Here is a 15,311-nt window from a genome sequence, read left to right on the forward strand (position 1 = left end):
GTCTACTGCCAGAGGTAGACCGTGCTGCCCGAGGGGCGCTCGCTGTTGGGGAGGGGGCGCTGGTACTGCACCACGCCCCCGTTCGCCAGCCGCTGCACCTTCACCGTGAAGCCCAGCGCCTTCAGCTCGGCCTCGGCGTCCTTGACGTTCTTCCCGATCACCCCGGGCACCAGGCTGAACTGCTGGTCGTCGCGGGCCTCGGCGTCGCCGCCGCTGAACCACTGCCAGAAGTCCGTCTGACACCGCGCCACCGTGATCATGACCGGCGCGCCCTGGTTGACCTCGGCCTTGGCCTTGGGCGCCTGGGCGATGACCGTGCACGGCTCGGCGTCGTCGTCGACCTCGTTGACCTGCACCTGGAAGCCCTGCCCGCCGAGATAGCCGGCCGCCTCGTCCTTCGGCATGCCGGAGACGTCGGGCATGACGAGCCCGGCGCTGACGAGGATCTTGATCCTGGCGTTCTTCTTGACCTTCGCGCCGACCTGCGGCGAGGTGCTGATCACCTTGTCGCGCTCGACCCCCGCGTTGGGCACGCGGGTGACGGTGCCGACCGTCAGCCCGGCCTTGGCGATCGCGGCGCGGGCGTCGTTGCCGGTCATGCCCGACACGTTGGGCACCACGATGCGCTCGGGGCCCAGTGAGAGCACCAGCGTGACCGTCGAGCCCTCCTCCAACTCGGCGCCGGCCACCGGGGAGGTGTTGAGCACCAGACCCTCGGCGAGCTTCTCGTCGTACTGGCCGTCGGCCTCGCGCACCTGCAGGCCCCGGGCCGCCAGCTCTCTCTCGGCGTCGGTGAGCTTCGAGCCGATCAGGCTGGGCACGGTGACGTATTCGGGCTGGGCGATGTACCAGCCGACCAGCCCGACCACGACCACCAGCACGGCGGCCAGCGTCACCAGGGGCCACTTGGGCCGGCGCGCGCGGTGCGCGGGCGCCTCCGCGCGCGGCTGGATCAGCGTGTGACCGGGGGCCGCCTGCGGCACCGACTGCGCCGCCGACTGCGCCGCCGAGTGGGCCGCCGACGCCGCGGACATGGCGTGGGCCGCCGGCGGCTGGGTGTGCGACAGGACCGGGCCGGTGCCCGGCGGGACGCTCATGCGCGGCAGCATGCGGTGCGCGTCGACCGCCGCCACCAGCAGCGCGGTCGCGTCGGCGGGCCGCTCCTGCGGCTCACGGGCGGTCGCGTGGCCCACCAGCGTGTCGATCAGCGGCGGCACGTCGGGCGCCACCGAGGACGGCGGCGGCACGGTGTCGTGGACGTGCCGGTAGGCCACCGCCATCGGCGTCTCGCCGTCGTAGGGCTGCTGCCCCGTCACCAGCTCGAACAGCATGATGCCCGCCGCGTAGACGTCGCTGCGGACGTCGGCGGCGCCCATGGTGACCTGCTCGGGCGCCATGTAGCCGACCGTGCCGATCATCATGCCGGTGCGGGTCTGGTTGGTCGCCTCGATCGCCCTGGCCAGGCCGAAGTCGACGACCTTGACCCGGCCGTCGTCGGTCATCAGCACGTTTTCCGGCTTGACGTCGCGATGCACCATCCCGGCCTGGTGGGCCGCGCCGAGGGCGGCCAGCACCGGGATCATGATCTCGAGGGCCTCACGGGCCGGGAGCCTGCCGCGCTCGCGCAGGATGTCGCGCAGGGTGCGGCCGGGGACGTATTCCATCGACAGGTAGACGATGTCGTTGTCGGTGCCCTGGTCGAAGACGTGCACCACGTTGGGGTGGGACAGGCTGGCAACCGACTTCGCCTCGCCGATGAACCTCCGGACGAACGCCGGGTCGTCGGCGAGCGAGCGATGCATGACCTTCAGCGCCACCGTCCGGTCGAGCCGGATGTCCAGCGCGAGGTAGACGGTCGCCATACCGCCCCGGGCGATCCGGCTCTCGATGCGGTAGCGCCTATCGAGAAGCCGCCCGACCAGGGGGTCCGCAGTCGTCGTATCCACCCCGCCGAGTTTACGGGCGTTTTGGCCCCGGCATGGCCCTACCGCCCGAAACCGATGCGGAGACGTGCCGTTGGAACGCCCTCACCTCGGGGCGGCACCTCCACGGCCAAGGCCGCGCGAGTGGCACCTCCACGGCCGGGGCCGCGCGGGTGGAACCGACGTCACGCCGTCATCGGCGAGGACGCCTCGGCGTAGCGGCGGCGCGGGATGCGCCCCGCCTGCCGCGCCTGCCGCCCGGCCGCCACCGCCCCCTTCATGGCCGCCGCCATGAGGTCGGGCCGCTGCGCCCGGGTGACGGCCGTGGCCAGCAGCACGGCGTCGCAGCCCAGCTCCATCGCCAGGGCGGCGTCGCTGGCCGTGCCGATGCCCGCGTCGAGGATCACCGGCACGCCGGCGGCCTCCACGATCAGCTCGATGCTGTGCGGGTTGCGGATGCCCAGCCCGGAGCCGATCGGCGCCCCCAGGGGCATCACGGCCGCGCAGCCGGCCTGCTCGAGCCGCCGCGCCAGCGCGGGATCGTCCCCGATGTACGGCAGCACCACGAACCCGTCGGCCACCAGCCGCTCGGCCGCGTCGAACGTCTCGATCGGGTCGGGCAGCAGCGTGCGCTCGTCGGCGATGACCTCGAGCTTGACCCAGTTCGTGCCCAGGGCCTCCCTGGCCAGCCGCGCCGTCAGCACGGCGTCGCCCGCGGTGAAGCAGCCCGCGGTGTTCGGCAGCACCTTGATGTCGCGCCCGCGCAGCACGTCGAGCACGGAGCCGCGCGCGCCGGGGTCGAGCCGCCGCATCGCCACCGTGGTCAGCTCGGTGCCCGACGCCGCCAGCGCCTGGTCGAGCACCTCGAGCGAGGGGGCGCCGCCCGTGCCCATGATGAGCCGGGAGGAGAACTTCTCCCCGGCGATGATCAGATCATCCACCTTGCACCGCCGTCAGAACCTCCACGCGGTCACGGTCGCTGAGCGCCGTCGTCTCCCAGGCGCCGCGGATGACCACCTCGTCGTTCAGTGCCACGGCCACGCCGGTGGTGGCCGAGGTCAATGTGCGTACGGCCTGCGCCACGGTCGTGCCTTCGGCCACCTCGTGCGCGGCCCCGTTGATGCTAACAATCATGAAATTTCCCGAAATCTCCCTGGGGCGCACAGCGCCGCCAGCTCGCTCTCCTCGCCCAGCAGGATGGCCGTCGTGAGCGGGGCCAGCAGCACGCCGCCCCGATGGTGCCCGGTCGCGTACGTCAGCCCCGGGGTGCCGCTCGGGCCGATGAGCGGCAGGTTGTCCGGCGTGCCGGGACGCAGCCCGGCCACCACGTCGCCGATCTCCAGCTCGGTGACGCCCGGCACCAGCTCTCTGGCGTCGCGCAGCAGCTCGTACAGGCCGCCGGCCGTGACCCGGGTGTCGAAGCCCAGCTCCTCCTGGGTGGCCCCGACCACCAGCTCACCGTCGCCCCGGGGGACCAGGTAGACCGACGAGCCGTGCACGGTGCCGCGTACGCAGCGGGTGAGCAGCGGCCGCGGCGAGCGCAACCGCATGATCTGCCCCTTGACCGGGCGTACCGGCACCTCGGCCAGCTCGGTGCTCCAGGCTCCGGCGGCCAGCACCACCCGCTCTGCCTCCAGGATCTCGCCACCGGGCCCGTCGAGGCGCACGCCGGTGATCGCGCCCGTGACGGCGCCGCCCGCGCGCAGCAGCTCGCGCGCCCGCGCCCGCACCACGGGCACGCCGCGCCGCTCCAGCGCGGTCAGCAGCGCCGCCGTCACCCGGCGCGGGTTCACCCAGGCGTCGCCGGGCGCCAGCAGCCCGCCGCGTACGGACGGGGCCAGCATGGGCTCCAGGCGGCGGCACTCGCGCCCGGTCAGGCGCTCGACCGTCAGCCCCAGCTTCTCCATGAACGCCGCCAGCTCGTCCAGCGCGGCCAGGTCGTCGGCGCCGAAGGCCACGTCGAGCGTGCCGTCAGAACGCAGATCGAGCAGGCCACCACCGCCCGTGCCGACCTCCGCGCCCGCCTCCGCGGTGAGTTCGGCGGCGAAGGCGGGCCAGCGGCGCAGTGCGGCCACCCCCAGCCGCAGCAGCGGCGCCTCGGTGTAGGTCACCTCGCTGACCGGGGCCAGCATCCCCGCGGCCGCGTGCGAGGCCCCCGTGCCCGGGGCCGGGTCGACGACGGTGACGGGCCGCCCTTCGCGCGCCAGCCGCCAGGCCACCGACAGCCCGACGACCCCGCCGCCCACGATCACGTCCACCTGCGCTCCCTTCGCCGGCATGATCCGGATCAGGTGTCTTGCGGTCGAAGGCCCGGCAAAGCCTTCCTCTCAGCCCGGTTACGGCCGGACTCCCGCGCGTCTTACGCCCACAGCCTACGGCCTCGGTGACGGACGCACGCACCGCCCCCGTTATGGTCATGAACGTGAACCATGTCGTGGTGGTGGGAGCCGGCCTGGCCGGAGTGCGTACGGTGGAGGCCCTGCGCGGGCGCGGCTTCACCGGCCGGATCACCCTGCTGGGTGAGGAGCGCCATCGGCCCTACGACCGGCCGCCCCTGTCCAAGGCCGTGCTCAAGGGCGAGGCCGACACGAGCTTCGTCGACACCGACCTGCACGCGATGGAGGTCGACTTCCGCCCGGGGGTGAGCGCCAAGTCGCTGCGCGCGGGCGTCGTGGAGACGACCGAGGGCGAGCTTCGCTACGACGGCCTGGTCATCGCCACCGGCGCCGAGCCGATCAGGCTGCCCGGCGACGGCCCCCAGCACGTCCTGCGCACCCTCGACGACGCCCACGAGCTGCGGGCCGTGCTCGTGCCGGGAGCCCGCGTCGTGGTCATCGGCGCGGGCTGGATCGGCGCGGAGGTGGCCACCGCGGCCCGCCGCGCCGGGTGCGCCGTCACGGTCGTCGAGAGCGCCGCCACCCCGCTCGCCACCGCCGTCGGCACCGGGATCGGGGCCCGCACCCTGCCCTGGTACGACGGCATCGACCTGCGCCTGGACACCATGGTCGAGTCGGTCGACGAGGGCGGCGTGCGCCTGGTGGGCGGCGAGTTCGTCGAGGCCCACGTCGTCGTGACCGGCATCGGCGTGCGTCCCGCGATCGAATGGCTGGCCGGCGCCGACATCGACCTGCACAACGGCGTCGTGACCGACGAGCACCTGCGCGCCTCGCTGCCCGGCACCGTCGCCGTCGGCGACTGCGCCGCCTGGTGGTCGCGCCGCTGGCGGACCAGGCTGCGGGTGGAGCACTGGGACACCGCGCTCAACGCCCCCGAGGTGGCCGCCGCGACGCTGCTGGGGGAGGAGGCGGTCTACGACCCGGTGCCGTACTTCTGGTCCGAGCAGTTCGGCCACATGCTCCAGTACGCCGGCCACCACCCCGCGGGCGAGCGGCTCGTCTACCGGGGCGAGCCCGAGGGCAAGTGGTCGGCCGTGTGGCTCACCGAGGGCGACACGCTGGCCGCGGTGCTGGCCGTCGACCGGCCGCGCGACCTCGTCCAGGGGCGGCGCATCATCGAGGCCGGCCACCGCCTCGACGTGGAGCGCCTGGTAGATCCACAGGTCTCCCTACGGGATTGTGTTGTTTGAGCAAGCGCGCCATGTGGTAGTTGTGGTTTCGTGACGCTTTCTGTTGCACAGATCGACCGGGAGACCGACCAGCTCGTCGACGAGTGGCTCACTCTCCCCGAAGTGGCCACGCGCCTCGACCTTCCGCTCGGGCGGGCCAAACAACTCCTCAAGGACCACAAGCTCCTCGGCGTGCGCCGGGGCAGCGGCGGGCCGCAGGTGCCCGCGGTGTTCCTCGACGGCCAAGACGTGATGAAGGGCCTGCCCGGCACGCTGACCGTGTTGCAGGACGCCGGCTACGACGACGTCGAGTCGCTGCGCTGGCTCTTCACCCCAGACGAGACCCTGCCGGGGTCGCCCATCCAGGCGATCAAGGCCGGTCGTCACACCGAGGTGAAGCGGCGTGCCCAGGCCCTCGCTTTCTGACGCCCGCCTCTACCTCTGCACAGACGGCCGCCGCGACCGCGGCGACCTGGCGGAGTTCCTCGATGCGGTGCTGGCCGGCGGAGTGGACATCATCCAACTGCGGGAGAAGGGTCTCGAGGCGCGCGAAGAACTCGCGCTCCTCGAGCACTTCCGCGACGCCTGTGACCGGCACGGCAGGCTGCTGGCCGTCAACGACCGGGCGGACCTCGCCTACGCCGCCCGCCCCGACGTGCTCCATCTGGGGCAGGACGACCTTCCCGTGACGGTCGCGCGAGAGATACTCGGCGACGACATCGTCATCGGACGGTCCACCCACTCCGCCGCCGAGGCTTCCGCCGCGGCCGTGGAGGAGGGCGTCGACTACTTCTGCTGCGGGCCCGTCTGGCCCACCCCCACCAAACCCGGGCGTCCGGCCCCCGGCCCGTCCCTGCTGGCGCACGCGGCGGCGCTGGGCACGTCGCGGCCGTGGTTCGGGATCGGCGGCATCGACCTGGGCAACCTCGACGACGTGATGTCGTACGGGGTGAGCCGGGTGGTGGTGGTCCGCGCGATCACCGACGCCGACGACCCCGGCGCGGCGGCCGCGGAGTTCGCCAAACGCCTCGCAGCGGGCTGATCATCCCCGAGGCGCCCGCCTGACCGGCGGGCGCCCCTTACCCTTCTCGGGGCCTCAGGTCTTGCGCGAGGTGGCCGCGATCGCCAGCTCGGCCAGCGCCGTACGCGCCTCCGAGGTGACCGGGGCCGACTCGAGGGCCGCCAGCGCCTCGCCCAGGTAGTCGCCGATCAGGTCCTCGCACTCCCGCAGCGCGCCCGTGTCGTCGATGATCTCCCGCAGCGCCTCGACCCCGCGCTCGTCCAGCCCGGGATCGCCCAGCAGCCGCCGCACGGTCTCCGCGGCCGCGGGGGAGGCCGCCGCCAGCGTGCGGGCGATGAGCATCGTACGCTTGCCCTCGCGCAGGTCGTCGCCCGCGGGCTTGCCCGTCTGCGCCGGGTCGCCAAACACCCCGAGGATGTCGTCGCGGAGCTGGAACGCGATTCCGACCCGGCGGCCGTAGCCGGTGCACAGCTCGTCCATCCACGGCGCGTTCTCGCGGGCGGCGAGCGTCAGGCCGAGCCGCAGCGGCTGCTCCACCGAGTATTTGCCGCTCTTGTACAGCGCCACCCGCAGCGCCGACTCGAACGTGTTCTCCCCGGTCGCCTGCTCCAGCAGGTCGAGGTACTGGCCGCACATCAGCTCGCTGCGCATGTGGTCGTGGACGGGCTGGGCCGCCTCCAGCGACTCGCGCGGCAGCCCGCTGCGCCGCCACATCTCGCCCGACCAGATCAGCAGCAGGTTGCCCAGCAGGATCGCCGCGCCCTCGCCGAACTGGCCCGCCGAGCCCTGCCAGCCCGAGCGCACGTGCATCGCCTCGAAGCGGCGGTGCGCCGACGGCATGCCCCGGCGCAGGTCGCTCTTGTCCATGACGTCGTCGTGCACCAGCGCGCTGGCCTGCAGCAGCTCCAGGGAGGCGGCGGCGGTGAAGATGCCGGGCACGTCGGCGCCCCCCGCGCCGCGCCAGCCCCAGTAGCAGAAGGCCGGGCGCAGGCGCTTGCCGCCCGACAGCAGCTCGTCGGCGGCCTTGCGCAGCGGCGCGAAGTCGGGCTCGCCGTCCGCCGGCAGCCGCCGTTCGACGAACTCCGCTAGGGCGCGCTCCACCTGCGCGCGCAAGGTGCCCATGCCGGCGGCGTCAGTGGTCATGCCAGCAGACTAGTGGCCGTACGGCCGGGCACGGATGCCCAGGTGTCTCCAGCGACCCGGTGGATCGGCGGAACTGACGGTAGCCTTGGGCTCATGGCGCTTGGTCGATCCTCCATCCGGCCCGATCGTGTTCCCACCGTCCGCGACATGCTCGCCTCCGGCGCGCGGTCGTTCTCCTTCGAGTTCTTCCCGCCGAAGACCGACGAGGGGGCGCGGCAGTTGTGGCGCGCGATCAGGGAGCTGGAGTCGTTGCGGCCCACGTTCGTGTCCGTGACGTACGGGGCGGGTGGGTCCACCCGCGACCGCACGGTCGACATCGTCGAGCGGATCGCCCACGACACGACGCTGACCCCCGTGGCGCACTTCACCGCGGTCAACCACTCCGTGCGCGAGCTGCGCCACCTCGTGGGCCGCTTCGCCGACGCGGGCGTGCGCAACATCCTGGCGGTGCGCGGCGACCCGCCCGGCGACCCGGCCGCCGAGTGGGTGCGCCATCCCGAGGGCGTGCTCTACGCCGAGGATCTCGTACGCCTGATCCGGCAGGCCGGAGACTTCTGCGTCGGCGTGGCCGCCTTCCCCTACAAGCATCCGCGCTCGCCGTCCATCGAGTCCGACACCGAATACTTCGTCCAGAAGTGCCGGGCGGGGGCCGACTATGCGATCACCCAGATGTTCTTCCAGGCCGACGACTACCTGCGGTTGCGCGACCGGGTGGTGGCCAAGGGCTGCGACACCCCGATCATCCCGTGCATCATGCCGGTCACGCAGATGAGCACGATCGCCCGCTCGGAGCAGCTCTCGGGCGCCCCGTTCCCGCCCGGCGTGGCGGCGCGCTTCGAGGCGGTCAAGGACGACCCGGCGGCGGTGCGGCGGCTCGGCATCGACCACGGCGCCGAGCTGTGCCAGCGCCTGCTCGACGAGGGCGCTCCGGGGATCCACTTCATCACGTTCAACCGGTCGAGCGCGTCTCGCGAGGTGTTCGAACGACTCGACCAGGTCTCCCTCTCGGCCTGACCGCCGCTGAAACCGGGTCCTGGCAGTGGGGAGCCCGCCACCCGCCCGCAGGGGGACCGGGCGGGTGACGGGCAGGGGACAGTAGCCATGGAGTAAAGGTGCCGTCACTTTCTGTCATGAATGGTGCCCGCACGTCATGCTCGGCAAACCCGTGGGCCACAGAGACCTCAGCCGTGAAGCCCAGGTAAAAGGGTCGGGCAAAGGGAGGGGTGGCCGTCAGGGGAGCGGCAGGGGGCGGCCCGCGATCGCGTACTCCTCGTGGCCGCCAGGGAAGACGAACGCGGTCAGCAGGTCCGTGAAGCCCATGCTGGCGTAGAGGTGGCGGGCGGCCGTGGGCTGGTCGTGGGTCGACAGGATGGCCGAGCGCTCGCGGCGGCCGGCGCACAGGGTGCGGATCATGGCGCGGCCGATGCCCTTACCCTGGTAGTCGGGGTGTACGTGGATCTCGGCCAGCTCGAACGCGTGCCCCATCCAGGCGCCGGCCGCCTCGGGGCCCAGCCGCTCGGCCAGGCCCCGCAGGACGACGTCGTGCCACCACTGTCCCGGCGCACCCCGGAAGCCGTAGGCGAACCCGACGATCGGGAATTCGGGGACAGAAGCCGCATCTAGCGACGAATCACGCAATTCTGCGAAATAGCACTGGAAATAGGGATATGTCGAGTGATTTCGCATGATGGTCTTGCGGCCGGCGATCTGCTCCTGCGGGGGATTCATCGCCGCCGTGTAAATGCCGATCACCGTCTCCAGCCGTTCGGCGAACTCGGCCGGACCGGCTCCGCGAAACTCGATCACCCGTCGCACATTACTCGACGTCGACGGGTGTGCCCCCGGTGATGCGCACCAGCTCGTCGAACGTGGTCGGGAACACCGTGTGCGGGTGCCCGCCGGCCGCCCACACCACCTCGTGCTTGCCCAGCCAGTTGTCCACCAGGGTCCGTACGGGCGCCGGATGCCCGACCGGCGCCACCCCGCCGATGGGCTGGCCGGTGGCCTGCCTGACGAACTCCGGCGTGGCCCGGCGTACCCGCTCGACGCCCGCCGTACGGGCGATCAGCTCGACGTCCACGCGATGCGCGCCGCTGGTCAGCACGAGCAGCGGCGACCCGTCGGCGTCGAAGATCAGGCTGTTGGCGATCGCGCCCACCTCGCACCCGAGCTGCGCCGCGGCGGTCGCCGCCGTGGGAGCCTTCTCCGGCAGGACGACGATCTCACCCTGCGCGCCCAGTTCGCGCAGCGCGGATTCAACGACAACGGCGTTCGCCGGCAACTTCTCAGACATGGGGACACTCTAAACAGGTTGGCGCTCCGATTACCCATTGTTGGTAAGTGGTATAGGGTCTCCTGATCTGTTGGTGAATGGTGGGAGAGGTGGTAAACGTGGAGGTTCGACGGCTGCCCGGAGCGGCTGCTCTCCTGACGGCCGGAGCGGTCGTCCTCTCGGGTTGCGGGACGAGGGCGGCGCAGGTCGACCATGCCGCGCCCGCTGCGCCGTCCACCGCCTTAGCCACCACGCAGACCGCCCCGCCCGCCGCGGGGCAGGGCGGACCGGCCGCCACGCAGGCGCCGGTGGCCGCCCCGCGCAAGACGCTCAAGCTGGGCGCCAAGGGCAAGTCGGTCACCTGGCTGCAGAAGCGGCTGAAGGAGTTGGGCTACCGGCCGGGCAAGGCCGACGGGCGTTACGGCGGCACCACGCTGGCGGCCGTGTGGGCGTTCCAGAAGGTCAACGGCATCAAGCCGGCGAGCACCATCGCCGGTCGCACGTGGGACGCGCTGGAGACGCCGAAGACGCCGAAGGTGCTGGCCGCGAACGGCAAGCCCACCCGCGCCGAGGTCGACCTGACCAAGCAGATCATGGTGCTGTACGTCCGCGGCGAGGTGAAGCTGATCACCCACGTGTCCTCCGGCAGCAACGTCCCGTACTGCGAGACCGCCGACTGGCAGGGCAAGACGCAGCGCTTCTGCGGCTCGGCGAGCACGCCGACCGGCAACTACCGCACGACGTGGCGGGCGAGCGGGTGGCACAAGTCGTACCTGGGCGAGCTGTACAACCCGATCTTCTTCAACGGCGGGATCGCCTTCCACGGGGCGCTGTCGGTGCCGCTCTACCCGGCCTCGCACGGATGCGTCCGCCTGCCGATGAACGTGGCAGAGGAACTGCCCAAGCTGCTGGGCAAGGGCGTGCCGGTGCACGTCAGGGGCAAGTTCAAGCGCGCCTGAGCGACCCGCTCGGCCGGGCGCTGACCGTATAACGCCCGCATAACCGGATGTGGTGACGGGCCGGTTATCGGGTTTTTGGTGGGCTTCCTCCGGACTTTCTGGAGGAGCTCATGACGACTGCGTTCGTGGCGAGGCCGCCGGCCCCCGCCGTGCTCGGAAGCCAGGCAAGGCCGCGGCGGGTGTGGTGGCTGCTGGCCGCCGGGTGGGCCGCACAGGTGGTGCTGCGGCTGTGGTTGTACCGCTATCACACCGGGCCCGTGGCGAACCCGGACGAGATCGGCTACCTCCTCGCCGCCCGGTGGATGGCGGGCGGGGCCGGGGCCGACCTGTCCGGCACGACGTTCTACCAGGCCGGGTACGCGCTGCTGCTGGTGCCCGCGTTCTGGCTGACCTCCGACCCGGTGGTGGCCTACCGGCTGGTGGTCGTGGTGGGGACGGTGGTGGCGGCCGGCGCTTACCCGGTGGCGTACGTGCTGCTGCGCCGGTTGCGCGCGCGCCGGGGCACGGCCCTGGCGGTGGCCTTCGCGGTCGGGCTGTCGCCCGCGCTGATGCTGTTCGCGGGGCTGGCGCTGGCCGACGCTATCCTGCCGGTCGTGGTGCTGGGCTGGCTGGTCGCGGTGCACGACTTCGCCGCCCGCGGCTCGGTACGGGCCGGGATCGCGATGGGCGGACCGGCCGCGTACGCGATGGCGGTCCACCTGCGCGGAACCGTCATCCTGGCGGTCACCCTGCTCACCGTGGCCGTGCTGGCCCGGCGGGTGCCGCGCGGGGCCGTGCTCGCGGCGCTGACCTGCTCGGTCGCCGGCGCGGCGGCGGGCTGGGCGCTCAACGCGCTGCTGCGGGCCGAGCTGTATCCCACCGGGACGCGGGACCTGGGCGGCCTGCTGCTCACCAGGCTGACCAGCCTGGAGGGCCAGGCGTGGGCGCTGTCGGGGGCGGCCGGGCAGCTCTGGTACCTCGTCGCCGGCACGTGGGGACTGGCGGGCGTCGGGTTGTCGGGCGCGGCCGTCCTGCTGGCGCGGCGGGCCGCGCCCCTCGCGCAGCGCGCCGTGGCCGGTGCGCTGCTGCTGGCGACGCTGGGCATCGCGTACGCCTCCTCCGCCGCGCTCCCCGACGAGCACCGCGTGGGCAACTACGCCTACGGCCGCTACCTGGCCTGCGTCGCCGTGGCCTGGACGCTGGCCGGGATGCTCACGTTGCTGCGCAGTGGCCGTCCGGCGGCGGTCCGGCACGCGGCGGTCGCCGCCGGGCTGCTGGCCGTGACCGGCGGGGTGACCCTCTGGTACGCGGGCGACCGGCTGGAACGCTACGCCTTCATCGCGTTCGACTTCCCTGAGATGATCTTCCTTACCGGTGAGCCCGGCGCGTTCGACCTGGTCGGCGCGTCGCTGTCGGCCCTGGCGCTGCTGGCCTGCCTGGCCGGTTGCGCCCTGCTCGGCCCTCGCCTGGCCGGGCCGCTCGCCGTGGGTGCGCTGATGCTCGTCCACGGCGCGTTCGCGGTGTACCTGGCGCCCCGTCCGCCCGCGCCGGGCCGTGCCTGGCTGCCCGCGCCGTCCCTGGGCGGGGTGGCGGTGGACGCCCGGGTGGCGTGGAACGTGCGGCTGCCGCTGGCGTACCGGGTGTGGTGGACGGAGATCGAGCGGTTCGCCGGCCCGCCGCCACCGGGCGCCTGCACCGCCGTTGTGCCGCCGGCCGCCGCGCCGCCCGAGGGCTGGGCCGCCACCGGCGAGGGCGGCGTCCGCCAGGGCTGGACGAGCTGGGCGAACCGGCGCTGCGGCTGACCCCCGACCGCCTCCCGGGGCCGTCTCAGGGCTCGGGGTCTCGCGCGGTGGCCGCCTCCTTGGTGGCGCGCCTGCCCTGGGCGGCGGTCATCGACATCCCGACGGCCTGGACCAGCCCGGCGGCCAGCAACAGGACGGCCGTGAACGGCTGCCAGGCGGGCAGGCCGGCGACGAAGTCGGGAGAGCGCAGGGAGCCCAGCATCCTGACGGGATTGATCAGCGCCACGAAGAAGCCCAGCGCGTACGGCAGGATGAGGAAGCCCGAGACCACCAGCAGCGTCGTCCGGCCGCGCCTCGGCCGCAGCAGCAGCGCCCCGATGACGGCGACGGCCAGCGCCACCACGCCGGTGACCAGGGCGGTGAGGCCGGTCAGATGCCAGGTGTCCACGCCCAGCGAGGTCATCCCGGAGCCGTCGATCCGGCCGCCCTCCCACGAGGGGCCCGCGACCTGCTCCCGCACCGCCGCCCGGACGGCCGCGTGACCCGCGCCCGCGTACGCCGCGACCAGGACCGGCCCCAGCCCCAGCAGGACCAGACCGACCGGCCGCCCGAACCCCGCCATCCGCTCTCCTCTTCGCCTGATCCGCCCGGCTCCGGTGGACAGCCTCTCAAAGGAACGCGGTCTCGGGCGACTCGGAAGCCCTCAGCCTTCGGGGACGGACTCAGCCCAGAGCATGGACTCGGTCGGGGGACGGTCTCAATCGAGGGCGGCTCGGTCGCGAGCGGCGCGGCTTGGTCGAGGGCGGCTCGGGTCAGTCGAGAGTGCGCAGCCCGGACAGCGCGACCTCGGAGGCGCGGCGAGCGACCGCCCACACCTCCTCCAGCGAGCGGTGGCGCTGCACGTTGACCATCGCCGCCAGCTTGATCGCCCCGATGAGCGCCCCGACGGCCGCCGCCGCGTCCTCCTGGGTCAGCCGCTCGGGGAACGCTTCGTACAGGGCCCTGGAGATCCTGATCTGGCTGTCGAACAGCAGGAGCAGCGCCCGTGCCTGCAGCGCGGGCTCGGTCAGGATGAGCCGCGCCCGCAGCGCCGCGTCCTCGGGCGTCAGGCCCTCGTAGGCGGCCGCCTGCTCAAAGCTCTGCTCGACGACCCTGAGCAGCACGCCGGTCACGGAGTCGCCCGGCCTCCTGGCGGCCAGGGTCGTGACGGCCATCTCCAGCCGTTCGTGGGTGTCGTAGAAGACGACGTCTTCCTTGCTGGCGAAGTAGCTGAAGAACGTGCGCGTCGAGACGTCGGCCCGCGCCGCGATCTCCGCCAGGGTGGTCTCTTCGAACCCCTTGTCGTCGAACAGCCGGAGCGCCGCCTCGATCAGCGCCTGGCGTGTGCGCTGCTTCTTGCGCTCCCGCAGTCCCACCATGGGCGGAACTATACTGCATGGTTTTATTGTTTTCACCCATTGAAATTTTGCATCCAGAGAGGTTTTCTGAGTGGTGAGCCAGGAAAGGAGCCGGAACATGTCCGAACTGACCCTGCCCACCGCTCGCCAGCGTCCCCTCGATCCACCCGACGAAGTCACGCGACTGCGACAACAAGCGGCGATCCACCGCATGACGTACGCCGACGGCCACCAGGGCTGGCTCGTCACCGGTTACGCCGCGGCCCGCGCGATACTCGCGCACCCCCGCTTCAGCAACCTCCCCGAGAACATGCACCCGCCCATCCCGGCCAGGATGGAGCTGCGCAAGGAGTCGGAGTTCCGGTCCCCACCCGGCTTCTTCCTGCGCATGGACGCGCCCGAGCACACGCGCTTCCGCAAGCTGCTGACCGGTCAGTTCACGGTGCGGCGGATGAAGATGCTCGAACCGCGCATCGAGGAGATCACCAACGCCTGCCTCGACGCCATGGCGGCCGAGGGCGGGCCGGTGGACCTCGTCGAGGCGTTCGCGCTGCCGATCCCGTCGCTGGTGATCTGCGAGCTGCTCGGCGTGCCGTACGAGGAGCGCGAACAGTTCCAGCAGGACTCCAAGATCCTGGTCAACCTCGAGACCAAGTCCGACGACGCCGTGGCGGCGATGCGGCGGATCTGGGCGTACCTGCACGGGCTCATCGAGCGCAAGCGCAAGGACCCGGCCGACGACCTGCTCAGCGGGCTCATCGAGGGCGGGGAGCTGACCGACGAGGAGCTGACCGGGGTCGGGGTCCTGCTGCTGATCGCCGGGCACGAGACGACGGCCAACATGCTCGGGCTCGGGACGTACGCGCTGCTCACCAACCCCGCCCAGCTCGCCGCCCTGCGCGAGGACCCTTCCCTGATCGACAACGCCGTCGAGGAACTGCTCCGCTACCTGACGATCATCCACCTCGGGCCGGTACGCACGGCGCTGGAGGACGTCGAGATCGAGGGCACCACGATCAAGGCGGGCGAGTCGGTCACCATCCACCTGCCCGTCGCCAACCGCGACCCCGCGCGCTTCGCCGACGGCGAGGACCTCGACGTCACCCGCCCCGCCGGCGGGCACCTGACCTTCGGCCACGGCATCCACCAGTGCCTCGGCCAGCAGCTCGCCCGCGCCGAGATGCGCATCGCCTACCCCGCGCTGCTGCGCCGCCTGCCTGGCCTACGCTTGGCGGTAACACCCGAGGAGGTGCCGATGCGCTCGGAAATGAGCATCTACGGAGTCCACCGCCTCCCTGTCACTTGGTAGGT

16 protein-coding genes and 1 riboswitch are annotated in these 15,311 nt (G+C 72.4%); of the genes, 7 read left to right on the forward strand and 9 right to left on the reverse strand.

Annotated features, from left to right (window positions below):
• Window positions 1–2: 2 nt before the first annotated feature.
• The 4 genes from pknB to thiO form a co-directional block, all read right to left on the reverse strand.
• Complete coding sequence (pknB, locus tag ACZ6S0_RS07815; protein WP_465914426.1) at window positions 3–1,946, reverse strand: Stk1 family PASTA domain-containing Ser/Thr kinase; 1,944 nt, start codon at window positions 1,944–1,946, stop codon at window positions 3–5.
• A 161-nt stretch (window positions 1,947–2,107) separates the two neighbouring features.
• Window positions 2,108–2,863, reverse strand: coding sequence for a thiazole synthase (locus tag ACZ6S0_RS07820; protein ID WP_465914428.1), 756 nt, complete (start codon window positions 2,861–2,863; stop codon window positions 2,108–2,110).
• Complete coding sequence (thiS, locus tag ACZ6S0_RS07825) at window positions 2,856–3,056, reverse strand: sulfur carrier protein ThiS (RefSeq protein WP_465914430.1); 201 nt, start codon at window positions 3,054–3,056, stop codon at window positions 2,856–2,858. Before thiS ends, ACZ6S0_RS07820 begins: the two co-directional genes overlap by 8 nt.
• Window positions 3,053–4,201, reverse strand: coding sequence for a glycine oxidase ThiO (thiO, locus tag ACZ6S0_RS07830; RefSeq protein ID WP_465914432.1), 1,149 nt, complete (start codon window positions 4,199–4,201; stop codon window positions 3,053–3,055). Before thiO ends, thiS begins: the two co-directional genes overlap by 4 nt.
• Window positions 4,170–4,286, reverse strand: a riboswitch (TPP riboswitch). It overlaps the preceding gene by 32 nt.
• 58 nt (window positions 4,287–4,344) lie before the next feature.
• Here thiO and ACZ6S0_RS07835 point away from each other — a divergent pair.
• Genes ACZ6S0_RS07835 through thiE form a run of 3 tightly spaced genes read left to right on the forward strand, consistent with a single transcriptional unit; the run spans window position 4,345 to window position 6,529 of the window.
• Entirely contained in the window at window positions 4,345–5,508 is a 1,164-nt protein-coding gene (locus ACZ6S0_RS07835; RefSeq protein ID WP_465914434.1) for an NAD(P)/FAD-dependent oxidoreductase, read from the forward strand.
• 30 nt (window positions 5,509–5,538) lie between these two features.
• Entirely contained in the window at window positions 5,539–5,913 is a 375-nt protein-coding gene (locus tag ACZ6S0_RS07840) for an Rv2175c family DNA-binding protein (RefSeq protein ID WP_465914436.1), read from the forward strand.
• Window positions 5,891–6,529 carry a thiamine phosphate synthase gene (thiE, locus tag ACZ6S0_RS07845; RefSeq protein WP_465914438.1) on the forward strand — a complete coding sequence of 213 codons (639 nt, stop codon included), beginning with the start codon at window positions 5,891–5,893 and terminating at the stop codon, window positions 6,527–6,529. The genes ACZ6S0_RS07840 and thiE overlap by 23 nt, the downstream gene beginning before the upstream one ends.
• A 54-nt stretch (window positions 6,530–6,583) precedes the next feature.
• Here the strand turns inward: thiE and ACZ6S0_RS07850 are convergent, their stop codons facing one another.
• Complete coding sequence (locus ACZ6S0_RS07850; protein WP_465914440.1) at window positions 6,584–7,651, reverse strand: polyprenyl synthetase family protein; 1,068 nt, start codon at window positions 7,649–7,651, stop codon at window positions 6,584–6,586.
• A 93-nt stretch (window positions 7,652–7,744) separates the two neighbouring features.
• Between ACZ6S0_RS07850 and metF the strand changes: the two genes are divergently transcribed.
• Window positions 7,745–8,665 (forward strand): methylenetetrahydrofolate reductase [NAD(P)H], encoded by a 921-nt coding sequence (gene metF / locus ACZ6S0_RS07855; RefSeq protein WP_465914442.1) that lies wholly within the window; start codon window positions 7,745–7,747, stop codon window positions 8,663–8,665.
• Window positions 8,666–8,881: 216 nt separating this feature from the next.
• Here the strand turns inward: metF and ACZ6S0_RS07860 are convergent, their stop codons facing one another.
• A complete protein-coding gene (locus tag ACZ6S0_RS07860; protein ID WP_465914445.1) occupies window positions 8,882–9,457 on the reverse strand; it encodes a GNAT family N-acetyltransferase in 576 nt (191 codons plus the stop codon).
• Between the two features lie 10 nt (window positions 9,458–9,467).
• On the reverse strand, window positions 9,468–9,944 hold the full coding sequence (locus ACZ6S0_RS07865) for a YbaK/EbsC family protein (protein WP_465914447.1): 477 nt from the start codon (window positions 9,942–9,944) through the stop codon (window positions 9,468–9,470).
• Window positions 9,945–10,042: 98 nt separating this feature from the next.
• Between ACZ6S0_RS07865 and ACZ6S0_RS07870 the strand changes: the two genes are divergently transcribed.
• The gene (locus ACZ6S0_RS07870) at window positions 10,043–10,882 is read left to right on the forward strand and encodes a L,D-transpeptidase family protein (RefSeq protein WP_465914449.1); all 840 of its coding nucleotides are present in this window, start codon (window positions 10,043–10,045) and stop codon (window positions 10,880–10,882) included.
• 110 nt (window positions 10,883–10,992) lie between these two features.
• Window positions 10,993–12,663, forward strand: a complete 1,671-nt coding sequence (locus tag ACZ6S0_RS07875) for a hypothetical protein (protein WP_465914451.1) — start codon at window positions 10,993–10,995, stop codon at window positions 12,661–12,663.
• 25 nt (window positions 12,664–12,688) lie between these two features.
• Here the strand turns inward: ACZ6S0_RS07875 and ACZ6S0_RS07880 are convergent, their stop codons facing one another.
• Together ACZ6S0_RS07880 and ACZ6S0_RS07885 are read right to left on the reverse strand one after the other, a co-directional pair.
• Window positions 12,689–13,225, reverse strand: coding sequence for a hypothetical protein (locus ACZ6S0_RS07880; RefSeq protein ID WP_465914452.1), 537 nt, complete (start codon window positions 13,223–13,225; stop codon window positions 12,689–12,691).
• A 190-nt stretch (window positions 13,226–13,415) separates the two neighbouring features.
• The gene (locus ACZ6S0_RS07885) at window positions 13,416–14,021 is read right to left on the reverse strand and encodes a TetR/AcrR family transcriptional regulator (protein WP_465914454.1); all 606 of its coding nucleotides are present in this window, start codon (window positions 14,019–14,021) and stop codon (window positions 13,416–13,418) included.
• A gap of 97 nt (window positions 14,022–14,118) precedes the next feature.
• Here ACZ6S0_RS07885 and ACZ6S0_RS07890 point away from each other — a divergent pair, with 97 nt between their 5' ends.
• The gene (locus tag ACZ6S0_RS07890; protein ID WP_465914457.1) at window positions 14,119–15,309 is read left to right on the forward strand and encodes a cytochrome P450; all 1,191 of its coding nucleotides are present in this window, start codon (window positions 14,119–14,121) and stop codon (window positions 15,307–15,309) included.
• Window positions 15,310–15,311 lie beyond the last annotated feature (2 nt).

The sequence above is a fragment of the Nonomuraea sp. NPDC051298 genome, assembly GCF_055586305.1.

What these genes read in the sequence shown, in the direction of transcription:
- ACZ6S0_RS07885 (WP_465914454.1), bottom strand. Translation starts at nt 14,021, where the DNA reads ATGGTGGGACTGCGGGAGCGCAAGAAGCAGCGCACACGCCAGGCGCTG.
- thiO (WP_465914432.1), bottom strand. Translation starts at nt 4,201, where the DNA reads ATGCCGGCGAAGGGAGCGCAGGTGGACGTGATCGTGGGCGGCGGGGTC.
- metF (WP_465914442.1), top strand. Translation starts at nt 7,745, where the DNA reads ATGGCGCTTGGTCGATCCTCCATCCGGCCCGATCGTGTTCCCACCGTC.
- thiS (WP_465914430.1), bottom strand. Translation starts at nt 3,056, where the DNA reads ATGATTGTTAGCATCAACGGGGCCGCGCACGAGGTGGCCGAAGGCACG.
- ACZ6S0_RS07880 (WP_465914452.1), bottom strand. Translation starts at nt 13,225, where the DNA reads ATGGCGGGGTTCGGGCGGCCGGTCGGTCTGGTCCTGCTGGGGCTGGGG.
- ACZ6S0_RS07875 (WP_465914451.1), top strand. Translation starts at nt 10,993, where the DNA reads ATGACGACTGCGTTCGTGGCGAGGCCGCCGGCCCCCGCCGTGCTCGGA.
- ACZ6S0_RS07865 (WP_465914447.1), bottom strand. Translation starts at nt 9,944, where the DNA reads ATGTCTGAGAAGTTGCCGGCGAACGCCGTTGTCGTTGAATCCGCGCTG.
- ACZ6S0_RS07890 (WP_465914457.1), top strand. Translation starts at nt 14,119, where the DNA reads ATGTCCGAACTGACCCTGCCCACCGCTCGCCAGCGTCCCCTCGATCCA.
- ACZ6S0_RS07850 (WP_465914440.1), bottom strand. Translation starts at nt 7,651, where the DNA reads ATGACCACTGACGCCGCCGGCATGGGCACCTTGCGCGCGCAGGTGGAG.